This window comes from Leptospira tipperaryensis (assembly GCF_001729245.1).
Classification (GTDB): Bacteria; Spirochaetota; Leptospiria; order Leptospirales; family Leptospiraceae; genus Leptospira; species Leptospira tipperaryensis.
Map to the genome: position 1 here is coordinate 778,167 of NZ_CP015217.1, position 19,334 is coordinate 797,500.

Sequence of the window (19,334 nt, forward strand, 5' to 3'; positions counted from 1 at the left end):
CTCCTTAAAATTTTTCCGGTTTGAAGATTGAAAAAACGAGATAGACAAGACAAATTGCGCCCAAAGAAAGGGCAATGGTTGTTTCTAAATTCATAATATTGATTTTTCCTGATCAAAGTAGATCACGAATGAAGTCCGGAGTCAAGATCTGTGAGATTAAGGAGGAGAAAACGAGGTTAAGAAGTTGTTAAGTTTATAAAACTTCGACGGAAAGGAAAGTGATATCGTCTTGCGTCTTTTGTCCGGAAAGAAAGGTTTCCAAGTCGCTGAATATGGATCTTACGAGATCCGGAATCGATTTGGAGGATTCCTTGAGTATCGAATCGAGCAGACGCTCTTCTCCGAATTCTTCCTCGAAGGCGTTGAACTCTTCTACGATTCCGTCCGAAAAGAAAAACATTTTGTCGCCCTTTGAAATTTCTAAGAACTGAGATTGATATTTTACTTTCTCCGAAATTCCGATGATCGGACCGCTCCTGGAAAGTCGGGTAACGGTGCTTCCCGCGAGACAGAATTGATCGGGATGTCCCGCTGCGGAATAAGAAAGGGTTCCTTCGCCCGTATCCACGTCCGCGATGAGACAACTAAAAAAGGATTTGATCGCGCTGTATTTTGCGATGATTTCTTTATTCAGTTCCGAGATAACTTCTCCCGGAGGAAGATCCAAATACTTTAGGCTTTCATATTCGGATTTGATTAACATGGTGACTAACGCAGCCTGTACCCCGTGACCGGTTGCATCCGCGAGAAAAATTCTTATCTTACCCGGGGAAATTTCGGCGTAGTCGTAAATGTCTCCGCCGACCTCGTTCATAGGAATGTATTTCGTGAGTATATAAATTCCGCCTAACGTCGTTTCCGGCTTAGGAAGAATCCGGTCCTGAATTTTCTGTGCGTAGAGTAAGTCCTTTTGTATTAATTTAATCGTATTGTTGAGTTCGGAAGTTCTTTCTACCACCTTTTCTTCCAACTCTGCGTAGAGATTTGCGTTTTCGATCGAGATCGCGGCTTGTCCTGCTATGAGTTCCAAGGTCTGAATTCTGTTTTCGGTGAAGATCCCTTTTACGAGTTGATTCTCGAGATAAAGAACTCCTTTTAGGCCTCCCGCGTGAACTAACGGAATACAAATTACCGATTGAGGCCTTTTTTCTTTGATATATTGATCCGTAAAATCTTTGATCGAAGAAGAATCGAAACCGTTCGTGGAAATCATTTTTCCGGTTCTAAAAACATAGTTGAGATAAGAGACCGGATATTGAGTCTCTTCGAGTTCGGGAAGATTTTCGACGACGATCCCGTTTTCCCCACTTTGCCCGGCAAGATAGACCATTAGATTTTTATTGTGTAGGTGAAAGTAGATCGCTCGTGTAGCACCTGCGGTTTCCATCGCTATTTGGATGAGTTTTTTAAGGAGATTGTCCAGGACGATCTCTCCGGAAAGTAAATTATATGTTTTTAATATGATTTCTTGATCGAGGTCAGGTGTCTGATTTTGGATTTTTCTTCCGATTGCTTCCGGAGAAAGAGAAAGATCGAGTCTGCTTGAAAAACGATTTTCGAGATCCTCTACTTTTTTAGCAGCGCCCCACCGGGAATACAAATCGATTGCGTGTTGAATGTAATGATTTCCTAATGAAAAGTTTCCGTTTTTATAATGGAATTTCGCGGCGATTTCGCAGGAAAGCGCCTGAAAGGAGAGAAAACCGGATTCTTGAAAAAGTTTGATCGCTCTTTCGTAACCCGAAATTGTTTCTCCGACATTTCCTTTGTTTCTATCTCTTTCCGCTCGTAAGAGTTCCAAGTGCCCCATAAAATTTTCGGGACAATCTTTGCTCCAATTTTCAAAAAGTGCAAAGATCTGTTTTAACTTTTTATTAAAGCGAGTTCGATTGGAAAAAGAAAAGTCCTTATAGTTTTCTAAAATTGTAAGTCCGTAATAAAACCAAAACTCGGCATAAGGAATCAACCCGAACGCGTTTTGAATTAATTTCTCGCCTTCTTGTCCGGTCTCCAGGGCCTTTTTGAAGTTTCCGGAAAAGTAATATAATTTCGTGAGGTCGTGGTAGAAGTAAGCGAGCGCGGTAAAGTTCTTATCCGCTAAGATTCCCTTTTCAAATTCCTGACTGTGAAAATTTTCATCGTCAAGAGATTCGGGAGACTGAGTTTTTCCCGCAAGAGCCTTTATAAATTGATGAGAACTTTTTGCGATCGTAAACGCAAAGTTGTCTCTGGAAGCCGTAAAATATTGATCAGCGCTTACAATGTCGTTTAACAATTCTTCGATCGGGAACGAAGCAAATATTTTTTTCTGGGTTTTTGCCTGCATACTGAAGCCGGCGTAAAAGATATCCCCGTTTTGTAAGGCCCCATTGTGCACGTCGTCGAGAAGGCTGATGTCCAAGGTGATATGCCTTTTCCAGTGGCAGAGATAAGCCGAATAAACATACTGGACCTTCCATTTTACCAAATCAAAAGGGATTTTGTCGTTTAAGTCCATTGCGAGCTTCGAATATCGAATCGCTTGATCCAAATCCTTGAGAGCCTGATTTACGATCATTCCGTAACCGCTGTAGGCGATAGGACTACTTCTGGAAACTCCCTTTGTCAAAGAAGTATTAAACATTTTTAATACGATCAAAGCGAAAAGGTTTTGGTTATAAGTAAACGCAGACGGTCCTAAATCCGCAAAAAGATCGATCAAGGCCTGATATTCGGGTTCTCCGTTTTCGGGAACGTTTACGAGTTCGATATCGGTTTTACCTTTGGATAGGATCATGGAAAGAATGAGTTCCTTAAATAGAACCATCGTTACCCGAAGCGGAGACGACGGAATATTGATCTTAAAGCGTTTCATCGCTCGAAGTCCTGCGAGGACTGCATTCTCCACCTTGTTCATTTTGGAATAAAGTCTTACTTGAATCGCGTCGGCCCGGATGTATTGAAGATCCGGAAGATTCAAATTTTCTAATGATTCTAAAAGTTGCATCGTCCTTTCGTAGTTATTCAAAAGGTATTCCGTTTCTGCCGTTTCCAGGATCACGTTCGAATACAGCTCTAAATCGTTGATCATCGCTTCTTGATCCAACGATTCCAAGGCCGAATTTAGATATTGGAGAGAACTTTCGTAAGAGCCGGAACTTTTTGCTTGTAAGCCGGCTTTGTAATTCAAAAGAGTGAGTTTTTTTCTTAGAACGTCTTCTTCTATGATTTCTTGCGATTGATTGAGGTGATTCGTAATTTGAAAGAGCACCCGATTTTTAGGATTGGGTCCGTGTAGATTTAGAAGCGCGATTCCCACTTTTTTGTGAAATTCTTTTCGTTTCGGTTCTTCCAAGAGACTGTATGCTGCCTGTTGAACCCGGTCGTGAGAAAAACCAAACGCCTGTTCTGCGGAGATGTTTTCCTCAAAAAGAGAATGATCCTGGTCGTGAGAAGGAGCTAAAAGTCCTTCTCTTACGGCTTCCCAGAGAATTTGATTGAGTTTTCCAGTATCAAAGAAATGTAATTTAGAAATGAACCCTGAAGTAAACCTTTCTCCAAGACACGAACAGACTCCGAGAAGTTCCTGAACTCCCGGTGAAAGGTCTCTGATTCTCTGGCATAAAAGATCGATCACGTTATCCGCAACCGGAAGCTGAAGGGCTTTTTGGGTGTCCCACTTCCAGAGTTTTGTTTCAAATTGATACGAAATCGAGTTTGTCTTTTCGGAAGCTCGGAGTAATTGAACGATAGCGAACGGATTTCCCAGAGTTTTTTTGTGTAGAATAGAAGATACGATTTGAATCTCGTCGGCCGGACCCGGAGCCAAATCCTGCAAAAGACGATGGATACTTTCCTCGTTCAATGGATTGACCGTGATAAGACTCTTCTGAACCTTATTACTTTCTATAGATTCTAAGATCTTAGAAAACGCGTTATTTCTTTCGGTGGCTTCGGGACGATACGAAAGAATACATAAGAAATTCTTAATTTTCGAATAGATCAAAAAGGTTTCGATAAGTTTTAAACTCGCGGGATCCGCCCACTGAAGATCGTCCATATAAAGAACGAGGGGCCGACTCATTTCGGAAATAGCCCGGATAAAGTTTCGAAGCGTAAAGTAGAATCGGTTTCTATTTTCATCCGGAGGTAATTCCGCCAATTCCGGTTGAGGACCGATGATAAATTCCAATTCCGGAATTTGATTTAAGAGAATTTTTCCGTTGGCCCCGGTGTATTGTTGAATTAATTTTTTAAACTCTTTGATATCCTTTTCCGGTTTGGATAAAAAGATGGAAACGAGATCTCGAAGAGAATGAATCAATCCTCCAAAGGGAACCGATGTTTCATACTGATCGAATTTCCCCTGAACTACGATTCCGCCTCTTTCCGAGATACTTTTCAGAAAGGATTTCGCCAACGCGGACTTTCCGGAACCGGAATCTCCGGTGATCAAAACCAATCCGGTTTCTCCGCGGAAAACTCGATCCAATGAAGATTCTAAAACTGCCTTTTCTCGATCCCTTCCATACAACGCCGAGGGGTCGAAACTTAATTCCGGAACGTCCCTAGTTCCCGGAATAAAAACCGACTCGTTGTTTTTATCCTCATATTCTTTCTGAGAAAGTTCTAAATCGTAGATCAATCCATTGATAGACGCATAACGTTGTTCAGGATCTTTTTCTAAAAGTTTTGCAATGATAAGCGAAATGGAGACTGGAAGGTCGTCTCGAAGAGTGTGAACTAAAACGGGTCTTCGAGCGAGATGAGCGTGGAGAATTTCATTTCTATCTTTGGAAACAAACGGCAACATTCCGGTGATCATCTGGTAGAATATGATTCCCAGAGAATAAAAATCGGTACGAAGATCCAATACGCGTGAAAGTCTTCCCGTCAACTCAGGAGGAAGATAAGAAAGGATTTCCACGGATAAGTCGGGAGTAATGGAGGGTGACGTGTCTTTACCGGAAAATGTTGAAGATGAAAAATCGGTGATTCTTGCAACTCCGGTTTCGGGTTGAACCCAGATGTTCCCCGGACGCAGGGCTTGGTGCAAAATTCTCTTATCATGAATTTCTTTGAGAGCTAAGGAAATACTCATGGCAAGCTCAAAGAATTTCTCTACAGAATTAACACCATTTGGAAACATTCTGGAGAGTGGGACGGATCCGTTGTCTTCGATGACAAGGACCGGAAGATCTTCGTGTCGGATTAATTCCAGGGAGTTCTGGATTCTCGGACCTTTAGCAAAACTAGAAATTCTAAAATCGTGATGGATCTTCTGAATATCTTTGCGCGAAGGATTTTTTTGACGAAGGATTTTGAGAAGAACGTGCTTCCCCGATCTTTGATCCAGAGATCTGTATATCAGAAACTGATGATCAATGGAAAAGGATTCGAAGGTTTCAAAGCCGGGGAGTTCCATCCTGGAAGAACTGTGATATTCTCCCTAGGATTAAAATCAAAAAGAAAAAAATTGATTTTAGAAAATCAGAGGAAACATTTCGCCGCTTCGATTCCGCTCACAACGGTGCTTTCCACACAACCTGCGTTTAAGACCGGATTTTGTATCCAATCTCCCGTGATGACAAGATTAGAATAACCGTTCATTCCTGCGGGAAGTCTGTATTTTGTGGATCCTTTCGCCGATAACACATATCTTTCCGTGGGCTGAATGTTTAAACGGACAAACTGGCCTTCGATTCTCGTAACTCCGCTCTTTTCCTGCTTATCCAGAAGAAGATTCCAATTGAATCCGGATCTTGCTCCTTGAACGCTCGAGGAAGGCCAAAGAGCGCTAACGTCTTGGTTTAGGAAACTTGCAACTCTTTCTCTTAACTTTTTCATCTCAGCCTCGATGTCAGGGTTGGCAAGAGGATTGCTCGGCGCCGTTCCCGGAGGGGACGGTCCGCAAAAATACGCGATGTGATTCGGAGTCATGGAGTCCGGCCAAGATTCTCGATTGATGAGATGGCTCATGTCGCACCAAGTATCGAAAGGCTCTACAAAAGAACCCAATATCGGAGGTTCGTTCTTCCAATACTTCCATCCCAAACCGGCAGTGTCCGGAAACATCCAGAGTTGAAACGCATCGGTCAAACAAGTCTCGATCGTTTCCGTCATTTGTCTCCATTGCTGATTGGAGCTTAGAATTTGAGGACATAAGAATGGAATAGCCCCGATCGAAATTCCGAAGACGATTCGATCATAATCTTTTCCGTATTCTAAGACGATCTCTTCTCTATCTTTCCAGTCGGACCAATAATCCTCCAGATCTACATGCTCTTTCTTTAATATTTCTCCTTCTACGATTTGATCATAGAGAGGTTCCGAAGGCCAGCAACCAAGACCTTTGACGTCGATGAGAGGAGAATACTCTTCCGTTTTTAAAGTCACCTGTCTTCCGATTCTTATACTCTGGATATTTTCCTTTCCATCAGCAGATCCGGGGATGAGTTCTCGAACCCTATGAAAGAATTTGATCTTAACTCCTCTTTGTTTTAGAATTTCGTAAAGCGGAGTCATGATCGTATCTCCCATTCCCGCTTGCATTCTGTAAGCGACTGCGCCCTTGTATGTAAAGACCATACGAAGCGCGCCCTTGAGAGCGGTTCCCGCGGCGAAAGTGTATTGATTGACTCCTCCAAAAACGAGACCGTAGATCGCTTGAACGATTGCGGAATTGATCGTGAGTTCGCTCGCTCCGTGATGTCTCAACCATTCTCTATAGTCGTAGTCGTCGATACTTTCAAAGCCCTTTTCAAAAAGCCGATCCTCGATCATTCCTTTGATGTTAGTGAGGGAAAAATCGACCATGATCCAAAAACGTCTCGCGTCCGTGTTGGATTCTATTTGTTTTTCAACTTTCTTCCAGAGCGTCTTTGCAAAAAGGTCGACGATCTTTAGAAATCGATCTTTCGGAAAATCGGAACTGAGTTTGTTCAGAAGAGTTTTTAAAACGAAGAGAGTATTGCCGATCAGGTCGAGACCGATTGTTTCGACGGTTCCTTCGATCCATTCTAAGATTTGATTCCAGATTCCGCTTTGATTTTCATCCTCTTTTTCCGGGAAGATCGTATCCGCGTTGTCGTTGTAATATTTGTGCAGGTAGTTCAAGATGAGACCCGGATAGTTAGCCGGATCCGGAAGATCGAGACTGTCTCCGGGAATTTGATTGTTCATCGGAAATTCAATGGGCCAAGGAACGTAACCTTCGTTTACTTTTTCTTCCAAGACGAAGTAGTTCGCGGGTTTGAATGCTTCTTCCCAGGTCGCTAAGGGTTGAGTGAGAGATCTGCCGACTTCCTGATAACATTTCCGAATGAGTTGAAACGCGTTATCGTAAAAGCCAAACCAAATGTGAAGACCGTGTTCTTCGATCCGATTGTAGATTTGTTGATTTCTCCCGCTCGCGCCTTTTCCGCCGAGTCTCCAACCCATGTGATATAAAGTAAGATCGTATTTTTGTTCCCAATCAGGTTGAGAAGTGATTTCGTAGGCCGTAACCAACGAACTCAAACCTCCGCCTAAAATAACTACTTTTTCTTTTTTGCCCGCCATCTTTCTACCTAACTCATTTTAAAAATTTTTATATATTAATTTAAGAATATTCTTAAACCTTTATGTATTTTGGTGGATGATTTTCCCCGGAGAGAAATCAAAATCAAAATCGCACCAGATTCCGAATTGAACCGGAACCGAGTTTCCTTTGAGACCAAAATCCTGAACAAAAGGAAAATACGGATTATCCAGAAGATCTAAGACGTAATTGCCTTCCAAAAGTCCGCCTTTACGGAAATGAGTTACGTTGCTGCTCGCTTCTACGATTGCCTGGTAACACGCCAAAGTCGGATTAGCCGCGTCTCTGAATTGTTTTAAAAAGACCATTCCCAATTCGGGTGAGAATAGGAAATCCAGAAGATTGACTACGAGTCCCATTCCCGGGATTGCGATCTTTGAAGGATCTCCAAAAAGAATTTCCGCAAACTTGCTACCTATCTTTGAAAAATCGTCATAGGATTCTTTCGTTTTCGATCCGCCGGGAGGACAAGTAAGAGTGAACATTCTTTGAGAGATGGCTTGTCTATCTTTTCCACGAGGAGTGATCGCATCTACGGAAAAGTATTCGGGAGGAACTTGAAGAGAAGGCATTTGAAAATCGCCGTGAATTTTATGGAAGCCGTAGATTTCTCTTCCCGTTGCCATCGCGGTAGGAATGTCCACAAAAAGATAGGGTTGATAAAAACGAATTCTGAGAGGATCTTTTGCAAAGAGCGGAATCCAAAAGCCGACGTCCGTCTCTTCCACCCAACCGCAATCGTTACCCGGAACCAGATATTGTTGTTTGGCAAATACGAGAAATAATTTATCGGTAAACGCCGAATAGTGTGCAGAACCGTTCGCAGGACCGTTTAAGTCCCGATCCACAATCGCTTGAATCGCATTCTGATTTCCTTCTATGCAAAAAGAATAAAATTCTACCTGTTTCATCTGGTAGGGCGGGGGTAATTCTTGTTCTCCACCGCGTACAACGTAGTTTGCCATGAATGCTCCTGTTTTGATCGGGTTCATGGTTTCTTAGAAACTTAGATTATTGTAAATAAGAAAATTACGAAAAAATGATGGTTCTTTTGTTTCTTGTTTCCTTGGGCGTTTTTGAAAAAGGTTTCCAAAATTTTGGGCATACAACGGTTCGAATGGAATTTTTGAGGTAAACTTAGAGCTCCATAAAAAAAGAACAAAACTTTTGGATTTTTTCGGATTCATTGTCGGGAATTCAAATTGTGGAGAAAAAGATTTCGGTCGTTATTTGCGTTAGGAAAAATTTCATTCCTTCTATAAAAGATTCCTATTCTTTGGGGTTTATCGGATCCGATAAAAATGAAAAATTCTTTCGACATCCGATATTGATTCGATTCTTTTTAAGAATCTTATTTGATTTTATCTATATAAATCTATTTAAAATATTAAATAAATAAAATATATTTTATTATTAATATTTTTATTTGTTCGAGTGCGATTACGATTTATTGATTTATTTTTTATTAAAAAGAGTATATTATAGAAGAATAAAATTATTAAATGGAAATAATTTCACAAATTGATTGATCTATAAATGAACATCGGGAAATAGCAAATCCGACGCTAATTTTAGAATCTTCTTTGTTTTTAGTGCGATGGTCTCAAAAACGAAATTCTATTCGTAATCTTGAGAACCTAACAAAATAAAACGAAGAGGTGAATGAAATGAAACATTTCGTCAGAGTGATTGTGATGTTGTTTTTACTGTTTTCTCAATCGGTCTTTGCGGAAAATTGGCGGGAATCAGGAAGTTTTTTGCTGCCGAGGGTTCCCATCGGAAATACGGAACTTGGTACGAATATTCGGTTGATTACGATTCAAAATACGAATTCCGATTCTTCAATGATAGGAAACGTGGCGCTCGCTTACGTAGAAGCGAGTACTACAAGAAATACAAATCTTCTACCGATTCGAGTTAAAAAACTTTCCCATTACAATGGAGGAGGATCTTTTTCCTCTTCGCTTGATACTTGGACCACTATAGGAAATGCGGGCTTTACAAACCGAGGTTTTTCTTTTACGGGTTACGCCGATTTGGAAGAATACAACTATGAGATAGGCGGAACCAGCTTAACCAATTCTATCTTAGGATGTTTTGACGCACCCTGTAGTAATTTTCAGACCTTAGGCGCTGTTACAACGCTTGTTCCCCAGATCGAGCCTGCTTTCGCTTATCCGAATGAAAAGAGCAATACCGATATGATTTCAACCGAAACTCACGATTATTTCGCGTATCCGGATCAAACCCAAGGAGGAAGAGTAACAGTTGTTAGGCGAGAACATAGTAGCGGTCCTTTGACGAGCGGGGCTTGGGAAGTCGTAGCTCAACCCGGTTTTTCCGGCCCGGGGACTATCGCCCATATTCGACTCGCGTATAAGCGTGGAAACGAGATTCGAGTAGTCGTCGCTACGGACAACGGCTCATTATCCGCGATTCAAGTATTTCGCTTATCACGAATTCAAATCATGGGAATGCCACCTTTTTCTCTTTGGATGCAGGAAGGAAATGCGATTTCGGTCTCTCATGTAATTATGAGCGAACCTTCGATTCCAAATTTTAAATACTACGCGCATCCTGATTTGGAAATCGATAACAATGGAATTCCGCACTTGTTGTTTACCCGAATGACAACCGCTTCCGAAGGAGGAAGGATTCAGTCCACCGTTCGAATTCTGAGCGGAAATACTTGGGTCGATTTTGTGGATCCATTTATTGGAAATTTATCCAGCGAGGATAACGTGTGTACGGATATGACGTTTGATACGATCACAAATAAACTATTTGTCGGCTGCGTTAACGTCACACACTTGCGGCCGATGGTAAAAACTCTCAGTGGGTTTCTGATTTCTCGTTGGACTACCTTGGGCGATATCCTTTCGGAAGCCGGAAACAAAACCGCGTGTATTCCTTTTTTTCCACCGGCTGATACTGGAATTACCTATGACCGGGGAACGAACGCGTTGTTTTTTGCATATTCGAGTTGCGGCGGCACCACAAGCAATGTTTCAAACGTTCGTGTTGTAGCGAAGGACTTGGATTAATCTAAGAATCCTACACTTGCGGAACGGCTAAGACGGAGTCTTCGTTTTGGCCGTTCTATTTTTTTGAGTTTAGAAAATACGAATCAGTTAAAAATAGAAAATCTATTTAAGAATCATCCTTACGGTAAAGATTTTCTCCCCGTAAGTCTGTGCCACAATTCGATCTCTTCGATTTTCTTTTTCCGGAATCGAATGAATCTCTCTTTTGAATCCGAATTCCATATTAGAATTTCATGTTTCTCGCATGGAACGCGAAAGTTCGGTTCGCCGAATTCTTGCTTTAGGATTGTTTCGTTCAAGCCGGGGAGGATTGCAAAATTGTATTCTTTCTCGGGGGTCTTTGTATACCAGCTCCAAGAATTCTGCCAGTATTCGGGATGAAGGTCTTCCAAATAATTATCGGCGCGTAAATTGGTTTGAGAAAAAATTCGGATTTTTCTGGAATCCCAAAAGTTAGAAAGACCTCTCGAGAGAGAGTAAAGTTTTTGATTTTTATCCAGACAAGATGCCAAGGAATCCTGATAGAACCTCGGTCGTAAATCGCCCCAATACAAGGAACATCCGATCATGAGTATAAAAAGAAAACTCAAAGAACGAAAGACTCGTTCCGGATAAAAAAAAGACCAGCGGAAAAGTCCGATGCTAACAAGCGGAATCCAAAAGAAAAGAAGAGGTAGCAGATAACGGATCGTAATTCCTTCCTTCTGAAAAACTCCGGAGATCGTTCCTGAAATTAAAATTCCAAAAGAAGAAACAAGAACGCTCGCGATCAGAAGGAGAGAATGTGAGTGCAGCCCGTCTTCGCTTTTTATTTTCTTTTTAGAAAACTTGAGGATGATCCAAATCGAAAGATAAAAAAAGATCAAAGCTCCGAATGAATAAGGAGTATTTGCGATTTGATTTTGGAAAGTTCTCCACAACGGAGAAAAAAAGTTCCAGGAGAATTCTCCCTTGTAATAACCTGTGGGAATAAAAATCCAATCCGATTTGGTTAGAATTTTGTAACAATAGGCGCCGATTCCGCCGGCAAGGAGTAAAAAGATAAAAGAATTTCGATCGTCCTTTTTTTTTGTCTTTTTCCATTTCCATCCCAAAAGAAGTAAATAGGGAAGTGGAAAGTAGAATAAATACAAGGGATCGGATACGATCAATACGATCTGAAGAAAACCCAATAAAAGCCAAAAGAGGATTTTATTTTTCCATTCTTCTTTGGAAAACAGGAGGCCCGAGGAAAACAAAGCGAAGACCAAGGCATATCCGTGCGATACGAAACCGAAGACGGGAAAAAAATAGGACTGAAACGAAAAGGAAAACAGAAAGATGGAATATACTAAAAATGTAATTTTTGTTATGAGTTCTTTGTTTGATTCCGAGTTTGCCCCGGAACGGACAAAAAACAAGAGGGCGGCCAAAAGGGCCAACGCCTGTAAAAAGAAAATAAGATAAAGACTTTCCACCCCGTCTTTAAGCAAAAGTTTAATTGGAAAAAAGACCGCGATATCGGGAAAAAAATACGGCGAGGGCGTAACGCTCCAGCCAAAAAAAGGGTTTTCGTCTGTGATAAGATCCTGGTAGAAGATTGCGGGATAAAGAGTGTCCGCGTTAAAGACGAGACTTGAAATTTGCGGTTGATTGTTAAGCGAAGTTAGAAAAACAAAAAAGGAAATCGCAACGAGTACGATTTCCTTTCTGAATTTCCAACCCATTCGGTTTTACTGAGGAGCGGATGTGTTGGATGTAGGTTGTGTTTTAGGCGCCGTTGTCGGAGGGAGAGCGATTACGGGTTCCCTGTCCACGACGGTAATTCCGTTTTTCTTATCTACGGTTCCACCTTCCACCATCACTTGCAGGGAACGAAGTCCCGGTTTGTTGCTCGCGAGCCATTTCTGAAAATTGGAAATTTTCTGAACGCAGTAGTGAAATCCTCGGTCCGTGGAAATTTCAGAACCGGGCGACCAAGGAAACAAATCTCTTCGAACCGAAATCGTTCTTACAACCAAAGACTTTTCTTCCACGGGAAGATTGATAAGCGAATTCTTAAATTCTTGCGGATAAGCAAAGTATTCTTCCGCGTTGCTGAAATAGATGATCCCGACTTTGTGTCCCACTTTTTTCAGAGTGTTTCCGATACCGAGCAAAGTTGTGTTACCGAGCAGATTTCCTTTTAATGGAAAAATTCTGTCCTCGATCGCTAACTTTCGAATATAAGAATATTGTTCATCGTCGGTCTGAAACATCTTGTAGTTGTATTTTTTAGAAAGCATCAGATTGGTTCGGTGACGTTTCCGAATAAAAGGAGAAGCTTGTTTGTAGACCTTCTTATAAACTTCGGGATTGGGAAGGGAAGTTTGGATCAACTCAAGCGCGTCCTTTTCTCCTTCCTTTCCCCAATAGCGGATAAAATCTTCTTTTTTCTCGCCTTTTTTTAAGAAAAGAATCGTGATCTCATTTGCGTGAACTACGATTTGAGTGAAGTCCATCAAATAGATAAAATCCGACTTTGCCCACGCTGCGATCGTAAGATTTTGTTCGGAACCGACTCCAACATAGGCGTTACCTACGTTTTGAACGTGAGGAATGAGAAGATCCAGTCTGTCTTCGTTTGAAACCGTTGTATCGCCTACGTCCCATTTGGTGGGAACGAGAACTTCTTGCGGAGTTTCTCTCAGAATTCCGATTTTGGAAACGAGGCTTTCTTCGCTGAGTGAACGGTTTTCTTTAACTTTTTCGGAACCGGAACAGAAAGAGAATCCGAAAGCGAGAAACGTAAGAATAAAATAAATTTCTAATTTAGAATTGTTGAACATGCTATTAGTTTGCGTCCTTGGCACAACGGAATCCAAAGTGATGGTATTCCGGAAAATTTTCTGGGATATGAGCTCTTCTTTTGGAACCTCTCGCGTAGTTGGCGGGCCACCACCAAGATCCGCTTTTCAAAACCTTCTTCGTAAAACCCGAACAGGATTCTTTTCCCGCACAAGGACCTTTCGGATCCTTTCCCCTGCAAGCGTCTCCGCAGGCTTTGAACGAAGGAGAATACCAATCCTGGGTCCATTCCCAAGAGTTCCCCGCCATATCGTAAAGTCCGTAGACTCCGGGGGCTCTTGTTCCCACGTTTGCGGTCGGCATCAGATGAGGTTTCTCCGTTTTTTTGGCGACACATCCCTTGATATCTCCCACTTCAATGATTGCTTTTTCGCAAGTCGCAGGCTCGTTTCCCCAAGGATAGAGATTTCCGTTAGGACCGCGCGCCGCCTTTTCCCATTCGGCTTCGGTTGGAAGGCGTTTGCCCGACCATTCGCAAAATTCTTTCGCGGTGTACCAGCTGATTCCCGCAGCGGGTTGTTTGGGTCCTAAATACGGTTTACCATAACGTGGTCCGATATAGTTGCACTTTCCTGTTTTAAGACATTCTTGGCATTTGCCCGCGCTTTTGCATTTGTCGAATTCTTCGTTTGTGACTTCATAGATATCCATGTAGAAGTCGCTTACGTAAACTTTCTCTTCGGGCTTTTCATCCGCGTCGTATAAATTGCTTCCGCGTATGAATTCTCCGGAAGGGATACATTTCATTCCGGGAATTTCTTGACCACCGCAAGCGGAAGAATCCGCAAGAAGTTTGCAGTTGCATTCCACACAAACGGCCGAAACGATAACGACCCAAAGAAGAACGTTCTGAATTTTCGATTTCATTGAAGGGTTCCTGTCCCAAAAGATTCTTAACTTACAAAGAATCCTTTGGGTTGAGGATAGACTGGAAAAGGAAACGGACAAATCAAGAGAAAATTCCCTTCGATACGCGTCTTCGTCGCAGCTTAGGCAAGACACTCTTGTTGATGGGGGAGTCGTTCCCAGTGAAAGCATCCGTTGTTTATCGATGGATGCTTTTGTATCGAGGGAAAAAATATCTGGATTCTAAAGCGGATAGGAACAAAGTAGTTCCAGTCTTAGAAACGAATGAAATCGCAAATTGCTCTTTTGATCCGCGCCTTCCTTATCCTCTGTTTGGGTTTGCTTTTACTCGTTTCTTGCGCGGGTTTTTTTCGGAAGAAGATTCCGAATTCTCCCTTAAACGATACAAGAAAGATGCTCCTTGTCAAAATCGAACCGGGTCGGTTGGGAGAATTTAAAGAAAGAACCAAAAGAAAATATAGGATCAGTTATCAAGAATCGGACGCTTATTACTCCGTGATGAGCAAAGAGGATATTGAAAAAACGGGGTTCCCAAGTCAAGGGATCACAGTGATCAAACAAAATTTTCCTTTCAAATACTATTCCGGAAATTATCAGGAATTGATCAGCGAAACCTTCGGCGGACTTGAGGATCTCAAAAAAGGTTATAAGGACAATATATTAAATATTCATTATTTACTCGGAATCGCCAACCACCATTCTAAACTAGCGCGTGTGGAAGTGATCGGTAAAAGTGCGAGGGGAAGGGAAATCCCGGCCTTGCTTCTGACCGATTCGAGCGTTCCCGACAAGGACAAGGTTTCCGTACTTTTTAACTGCGCTCACCACGCCAACGAAGCGATCGCGATCGAACACTGTTACGATATCGTTTACTCCATTCTTTCCAAGCCGAAAGAATATGAGGAAATTCTAAATAAGATGAAGATCTGGGTGGTTCCCATCGTAAACCCCGACGGGGCCAGACATTTTTGGCACGTTTCCAATCTGATGGGAAGAAAGAACGGACATCCCGGATTCGGTCCCGTAAACGATAAGATCAATCCCGGAGTCGATATCAATCGTAATTATCCTTTTTTCTGGGGCAAAACGGGAGGAGGTTATTCGTCTTCTAATCCCTCGAATTATTTTTATCGAGGTCCTTCCGCCGGATCGGAGCCCGAAACAAAAGCGATGATGGATCTCGCACAAAAGGAACGATTCGTAGCGTCCATTAGCTATCACGCATATGCAAATTGTCTGTTGATCCCTTATTCGATCGATTCGTTGAACAATCCGGAACCGGACATGGCTTCCGAATTGGGGAGAAAGATCGCGTCTTCGGTTGCGAGTTTGAATCCTGAAAAAGAATTTGAAGCAAGAAAAAATATCTACCCGATCGACGGTGTGGATCAGGATTATCTATACTTTGCGTACGGAACCCTCGCTTATCTTTTGGAGACGACCCACCTCAATCCTGTTTATAAGGAAGTTGAAAAGGTGAATCTAAGTCTAAAAGAATCCTGGAACATTTTGTTAAACGAAGTCGTAGAGGGAAGAAAGATCTTTTTAAAAATCACGGACGAACAAGGAACTCCTCTCGAAGCTAAGATCGAAGTGGAAAGAATGAAATACTTTCAGGAAGAAAGCAGATCTTCCAATCGCCAAAACGGACTTTTCTTTCAGTTGTTTCCTGACCGAAAGGAAACTAAGATAAGAATTTCAAAAGAAGGTTACGAGCCTTACGAGTTTCAAATCCGCCCAAGCAGAAACTGGGAACCGTTTAAAATTCTACTTAAGAAAAATAGAATCTAATGCTGCGTTCCGGTAAGTTTTTAAACGAGGCGGCCCTTGTGTTCTGTACCTTGATTTGGGGTGGAACCTTTACGATGACGATTTTCGGATTGAGGGACACTTCTCCTTCGGTCTTTTTGGCTTTGCGTTTTGCGATCGCGAGTCTGATCTTTTTACCCTTCGCCTGGAAAGAATTTAGAAATGGAAAACTCTGGTATCCAGGAGCGTTTTTTCTGGGAATGTTTTTATTTCTCGGATTTGCTTGCGAAACGGTCGGACTCAAGACGACAACCGCCACCAAATCCTCCTTTTTAATCGGAACGTTAGTCGTCATTACTCCGTTTTTGGAAGCGGTTTTAAAAAGAAAAATCCCATCCGCTGGAAATCTTTTCGGAGCTGCGGTAGTCTTTGCCGGGATTTGTCTTATTTTTTTGGGAGAATCCGGAAAGGAAGGTTCCTTGCAGATCGCGAGCGGGGATTGGATTACGTTAGGCGGTGCTCTTTTCTTTTCTCTATATATAATACAAATGGATCGTGTGAGTTCGCAGACTCCGATCGGGGTTTCCGTTTTTTATCAGTCGGCGATCGCCGGTCTTTTTGCTTTTGTTTCCGTAATCGTTTTACATTTTACGGGCCTGGAAGAATTAAAGCTGGATCTGAACGCTCGACTGATCCCCGGTGTGTTATACAACGCTCTTTTGGCGTCGGTGCTGACCACATTCTTACAAACAAAATTCCAGAGATACGTTTCTCCGACTCGAGTGGGAATTATCTTTTCTCTGGAACCGGTGTTTTCCACTTTGTTCGCCTATTTTTTGTTAGGTGAAACTTCCGGTCCGATCCGAATTCTTGGATGTTCGTTTGTATTTGCCGGTTTGATTTTGGCGGAGTTGACCGGAAAGGATCGAGAAGGAAAATGAAGAGAATTTAGACGATAAACTTCTCCATCAAAGATTTTACTTTCATAGACTGAACATCCATCGTGCATATACGGTCCGGTAAGAGTAACGTCTCTCAAGGCTGTAGTTTGGAAAACTCTTTTCATAACTTTGATAGGAACGAGTTTAAAACGGCCCGGATCTTTCTCCTTCGATTTGATTCCGATATTATGAAACCCGTCGTCCGCAATATTATCTCCAAAATGACAGGCGATACAATTCGCTTTTCCTTTAAAAAGGGAATCTATTCTTTGCGCCGAATCCGAAATTACTTTGTTGTCTCCTTGAACCCAGCGTCATAAGGAGATTGAAACGAAAGAAAACTTCTTTCTAAACTTGCGATCGATTGTACTCTTATTTTTTGTTTCGAGGCCTTGATTCTTTCGATCTCATCGCAAAAAGATAAATGCAATTTGTTGTCATTTTGTAATCCATCTCCTTTGTGTCTCGCGAGGAGGGAAATAAAACATTTTGAATACGGGAATCTTACTTCAATGACACGTAACTTTATTTTTCAAAAAGGAAAGTCGGAAAAATTCTGGTCCATCGATTCTAACACAAAGTCCATTACCTATCGTCAAGGACAACGTTATGGAGAAGCGAAATCAAATACCGAAACGTTTGCTTCGGAAGAACTTTGTCAAAAAGAAGTGGAACGTCAGATCGCCGCTAAACTGAAAGAAGGTTTTGAAGAAGTTTCGATTCCCATTCGGAACGTAAACGTATTTGATCTGAAGTTAGTAGAGGACGCAAGAAAACAAAAGAGCGAACGATTGAGTATCAACGTCCAAGGTTCCGCCGAACTCTTGGAAGAAGTCTGCGCCTTGGATTGGCTAAAACATCTGGAACTACAAAATGTATCTTCCATCTCCGAGAGCATCGGAAATTTTAAGAATCTGGATCATCTGGAAATCAAGGAAAGCAAATCTTTAAAATCGATACCGGAATCTCTAGGAGAATTGAAAAATCTAACTTGGTTGAGCGTGGAAAGAACCGCGATCGAATTTTTGCCCGAGTCTCTTGGAAAACTTTCCAATCTGAAACGATTGAATATACAACACAATGAAAATATAATAGAACTACCGAAGAGTATCGGTTCTCTGAAATCTCTGGAAACCCTCTGGGTGAGTTACAATCGCGAAAATGATCGTTCCGACCAAAAGAAGGGTAGAAGCGCCATAGGAATTCCCGATTCCATCGGAGAACTCACACAGCTGACCGAATTATCTTTGAACTCCAATTTACTTTCGGACCTTCCGGCGGCGATCGGCAAACTTAAAAACTTAACCGACTTGGATTTGAACTTTAACAAGTTTACGGAGATTCCGAAATGTATTTTCGAACTGGAGAATCTGGAAACCCTGGAGATAATCTATTCCCCTCTGAAACAGATACCATTAGAATTCTGTAATTTACTAAATCTTACTCGGTTTGATATCGAAGGCAATCAGGTCGAAAATATCCCGGAAGAGATCGTCTACGGAGGGATCGAGTCGATCCGAAATTTTTTAAATCCGTCGCCGGCCCAAAAACAAGAGAAAGTTCCAGTCGCGGACCCGCTCGAACTAAAACAAAGCCTGGAACAACACAAGGGCGCTCTGGAAAAATTCTATCGAGCCGTTAAGGACAAGGCATACAAAGAAGATACGAAAAAGAAACTCGCCGCACTTCAGAGTTTTCTTTCCGGAGAAACGAACGAAATTCCAAAGGCGATCAACGAAGATCAGTACTACTTTCAAGATCTTCCGAGCGTTTTGACTTCTTATCGAAAATGGACCACCGTAGATTTTAGAATTCTTTCCTACGTCACGCAAGGAGCTTGGTCCTTTAAAAAGAACAAAGACGGTTTTTTTGAATCCTTTTATCGATGGATGAAAAAGGAAGTCTTGGGTCATCCCGAGGACGAAACACTTTTTTCTGATATTCTTCAAACACTCAAAGAATACGGAGTCGACGAAACAAAGATCCTCGTAGAAAGAAAACACGAGATCAGCGAAATGGCCCTCACTTCGGACAAAAAGGTCACTTCGTTCGGAAAATTTCTTCTTACAAACTTGGAAATATTGTTAAACGACTTCGTAGAAGCCGGCTTGCCTACTCAGTTCGTAGAACTTTTTGTTAAGGAAGGATTGGAGAAGATCCGTAACCACATTCCTAAAATCACCGGAATCAAAGAATACGACGGAAACGACGGTAAAAAACATGTTCCTTACAAGACGATCGAAATTCTTTGTAAGGCGTCTCCGGCGACGATCGAACCCATCCTAAACGATCATATTCAAAATATTGATTGTGTTTCTTGTAGAGCCGAGCTCGCTCGAATTCGCTACG

At 41.9% G+C, this 19,334-nt stretch carries 11 protein-coding genes (1 of these 11 only partly in view); 4 read left to right on the forward strand and 7 right to left on the reverse strand.

Going from position 1 to position 19,334, the window contains the following annotated elements; genetic code table 11:
- Window positions 1-4: 4 nt before the first annotated feature.
- From A0128_RS22515 to A0128_RS03775, 4 genes are all read right to left on the reverse strand, one after another.
- The gene (locus tag A0128_RS22515; protein WP_069606298.1) at window positions 5-94 is read right to left on the reverse strand and encodes a potassium-transporting ATPase subunit F; all 90 of its coding nucleotides are present in this window, start codon (window positions 92-94) and stop codon (window positions 5-7) included.
- Between the two features lie 99 nt (window positions 95-193).
- A complete protein-coding gene (locus tag A0128_RS03765) occupies window positions 194-5,404 on the reverse strand; it encodes a trifunctional serine/threonine-protein kinase/ATP-binding protein/SpoIIE family protein phosphatase (RefSeq protein WP_069606299.1) in 5,211 nt (1,736 codons plus the stop codon).
- Window positions 5,405-5,469: 65 nt separating this feature from the next.
- Window positions 5,470-7,539, reverse strand: a complete 2,070-nt coding sequence (locus A0128_RS03770; RefSeq protein ID WP_069606300.1) for an NAD(P)-binding protein — start codon at window positions 7,537-7,539, stop codon at window positions 5,470-5,472.
- A 60-nt stretch (window positions 7,540-7,599) separates the two neighbouring features.
- A complete protein-coding gene (locus A0128_RS03775; protein ID WP_069609092.1) occupies window positions 7,600-8,523 on the reverse strand; it encodes a hypothetical protein in 924 nt (307 codons plus the stop codon).
- Window positions 8,524-9,225: 702 nt separating this feature from the next.
- Between A0128_RS03775 and A0128_RS03790 the strand changes: the two genes are divergently transcribed.
- The gene (locus A0128_RS03790; RefSeq protein WP_069606303.1) at window positions 9,226-10,602 is read left to right on the forward strand and encodes a hypothetical protein; all 1,377 of its coding nucleotides are present in this window, start codon (window positions 9,226-9,228) and stop codon (window positions 10,600-10,602) included.
- Window positions 10,603-10,721: 119 nt separating this feature from the next.
- On the opposite strand, the gene A0128_RS03795 is transcribed toward A0128_RS03790, so the two are convergent.
- From A0128_RS03795 to A0128_RS03805, 3 genes are read right to left on the reverse strand one after another with little or no spacing between them, the layout of a single operon-like run.
- A complete protein-coding gene (locus A0128_RS03795; RefSeq protein ID WP_069606304.1) occupies window positions 10,722-12,308 on the reverse strand; it encodes a hypothetical protein in 1,587 nt (528 codons plus the stop codon).
- 6 nt (window positions 12,309-12,314) lie between these two features.
- Window positions 12,315-13,409: an LIC_10091 family lipoprotein gene (locus A0128_RS03800; protein WP_069606305.1), complete on the reverse strand. Its 1,095-nt coding sequence runs from the start codon at window positions 13,407-13,409 to the stop codon at window positions 12,315-12,317.
- Between the two features lie 4 nt (window positions 13,410-13,413).
- Window positions 13,414-14,295 (reverse strand): formylglycine-generating enzyme family protein, encoded by an 882-nt coding sequence (locus A0128_RS03805; RefSeq protein ID WP_069609093.1) that lies wholly within the window; start codon window positions 14,293-14,295, stop codon window positions 13,414-13,416.
- A 264-nt stretch (window positions 14,296-14,559) separates the two neighbouring features.
- Here A0128_RS03805 and A0128_RS03810 point away from each other — a divergent pair, with 264 nt between their 5' ends.
- The 3 genes from A0128_RS03810 to A0128_RS03820 all read left to right on the forward strand — a co-directional run.
- Window positions 14,560-16,086 (forward strand): M14 family zinc carboxypeptidase, encoded by a 1,527-nt coding sequence (locus A0128_RS03810; RefSeq protein WP_069606306.1) that lies wholly within the window; start codon window positions 14,560-14,562, stop codon window positions 16,084-16,086.
- On the forward strand, window positions 16,086-16,985 hold the full coding sequence (locus tag A0128_RS03815) for a DMT family transporter (RefSeq protein WP_069606307.1): 900 nt from the start codon (window positions 16,086-16,088) through the stop codon (window positions 16,983-16,985). Before A0128_RS03810 ends, A0128_RS03815 begins: the two co-directional genes overlap by 1 nt.
- Before the next feature lie 512 nt (window positions 16,986-17,497).
- Window positions 17,498-19,334, forward strand: the start of a protein-coding gene (locus A0128_RS03820; RefSeq protein WP_162274091.1) for a DUF4132 domain-containing protein. The gene runs 2,171 nt beyond the window's last position; only the first 1,837 of its 4,008 coding nucleotides appear in the window; the start codon lies at window positions 17,498-17,500; its stop codon lies beyond the right edge, outside the window.

Excerpts from the sequence above, each read along its gene's own strand:
- A0128_RS22515 (WP_069606298.1), bottom strand. The coding sequence starts at position 94 with ATGAATTTAGAAACAACCATTGCCCTTTCTTTGGGCGCAATTTGTCTT.
- A0128_RS03765 (WP_069606299.1), bottom strand. The coding sequence starts at position 5,404 with ATGGAACTCCCCGGCTTTGAAACCTTCGAATCCTTTTCCATTGATCAT.
- A0128_RS03770 (WP_069606300.1), bottom strand. The coding sequence starts at position 7,539 with ATGGCGGGCAAAAAAGAAAAAGTAGTTATTTTAGGCGGAGGTTTGAGT.
- A0128_RS03775 (WP_069609092.1), bottom strand. The coding sequence starts at position 8,523 with ATGGCAAACTACGTTGTACGCGGTGGAGAACAAGAATTACCCCCGCCC.
- A0128_RS03790 (WP_069606303.1), top strand. The coding sequence starts at position 9,226 with ATGAAACATTTCGTCAGAGTGATTGTGATGTTGTTTTTACTGTTTTCT.
- A0128_RS03795 (WP_069606304.1), bottom strand. The coding sequence starts at position 12,308 with ATGGGTTGGAAATTCAGAAAGGAAATCGTACTCGTTGCGATTTCCTTT.
- A0128_RS03800 (WP_069606305.1), bottom strand. The coding sequence starts at position 13,409 with ATGTTCAACAATTCTAAATTAGAAATTTATTTTATTCTTACGTTTCTC.
- A0128_RS03805 (WP_069609093.1), bottom strand. The coding sequence starts at position 14,295 with ATGAAATCGAAAATTCAGAACGTTCTTCTTTGGGTCGTTATCGTTTCG.
- A0128_RS03810 (WP_069606306.1), top strand. The coding sequence starts at position 14,560 with ATGAAATCGCAAATTGCTCTTTTGATCCGCGCCTTCCTTATCCTCTGT.
- A0128_RS03815 (WP_069606307.1), top strand. The coding sequence starts at position 16,086 with ATGCTGCGTTCCGGTAAGTTTTTAAACGAGGCGGCCCTTGTGTTCTGT.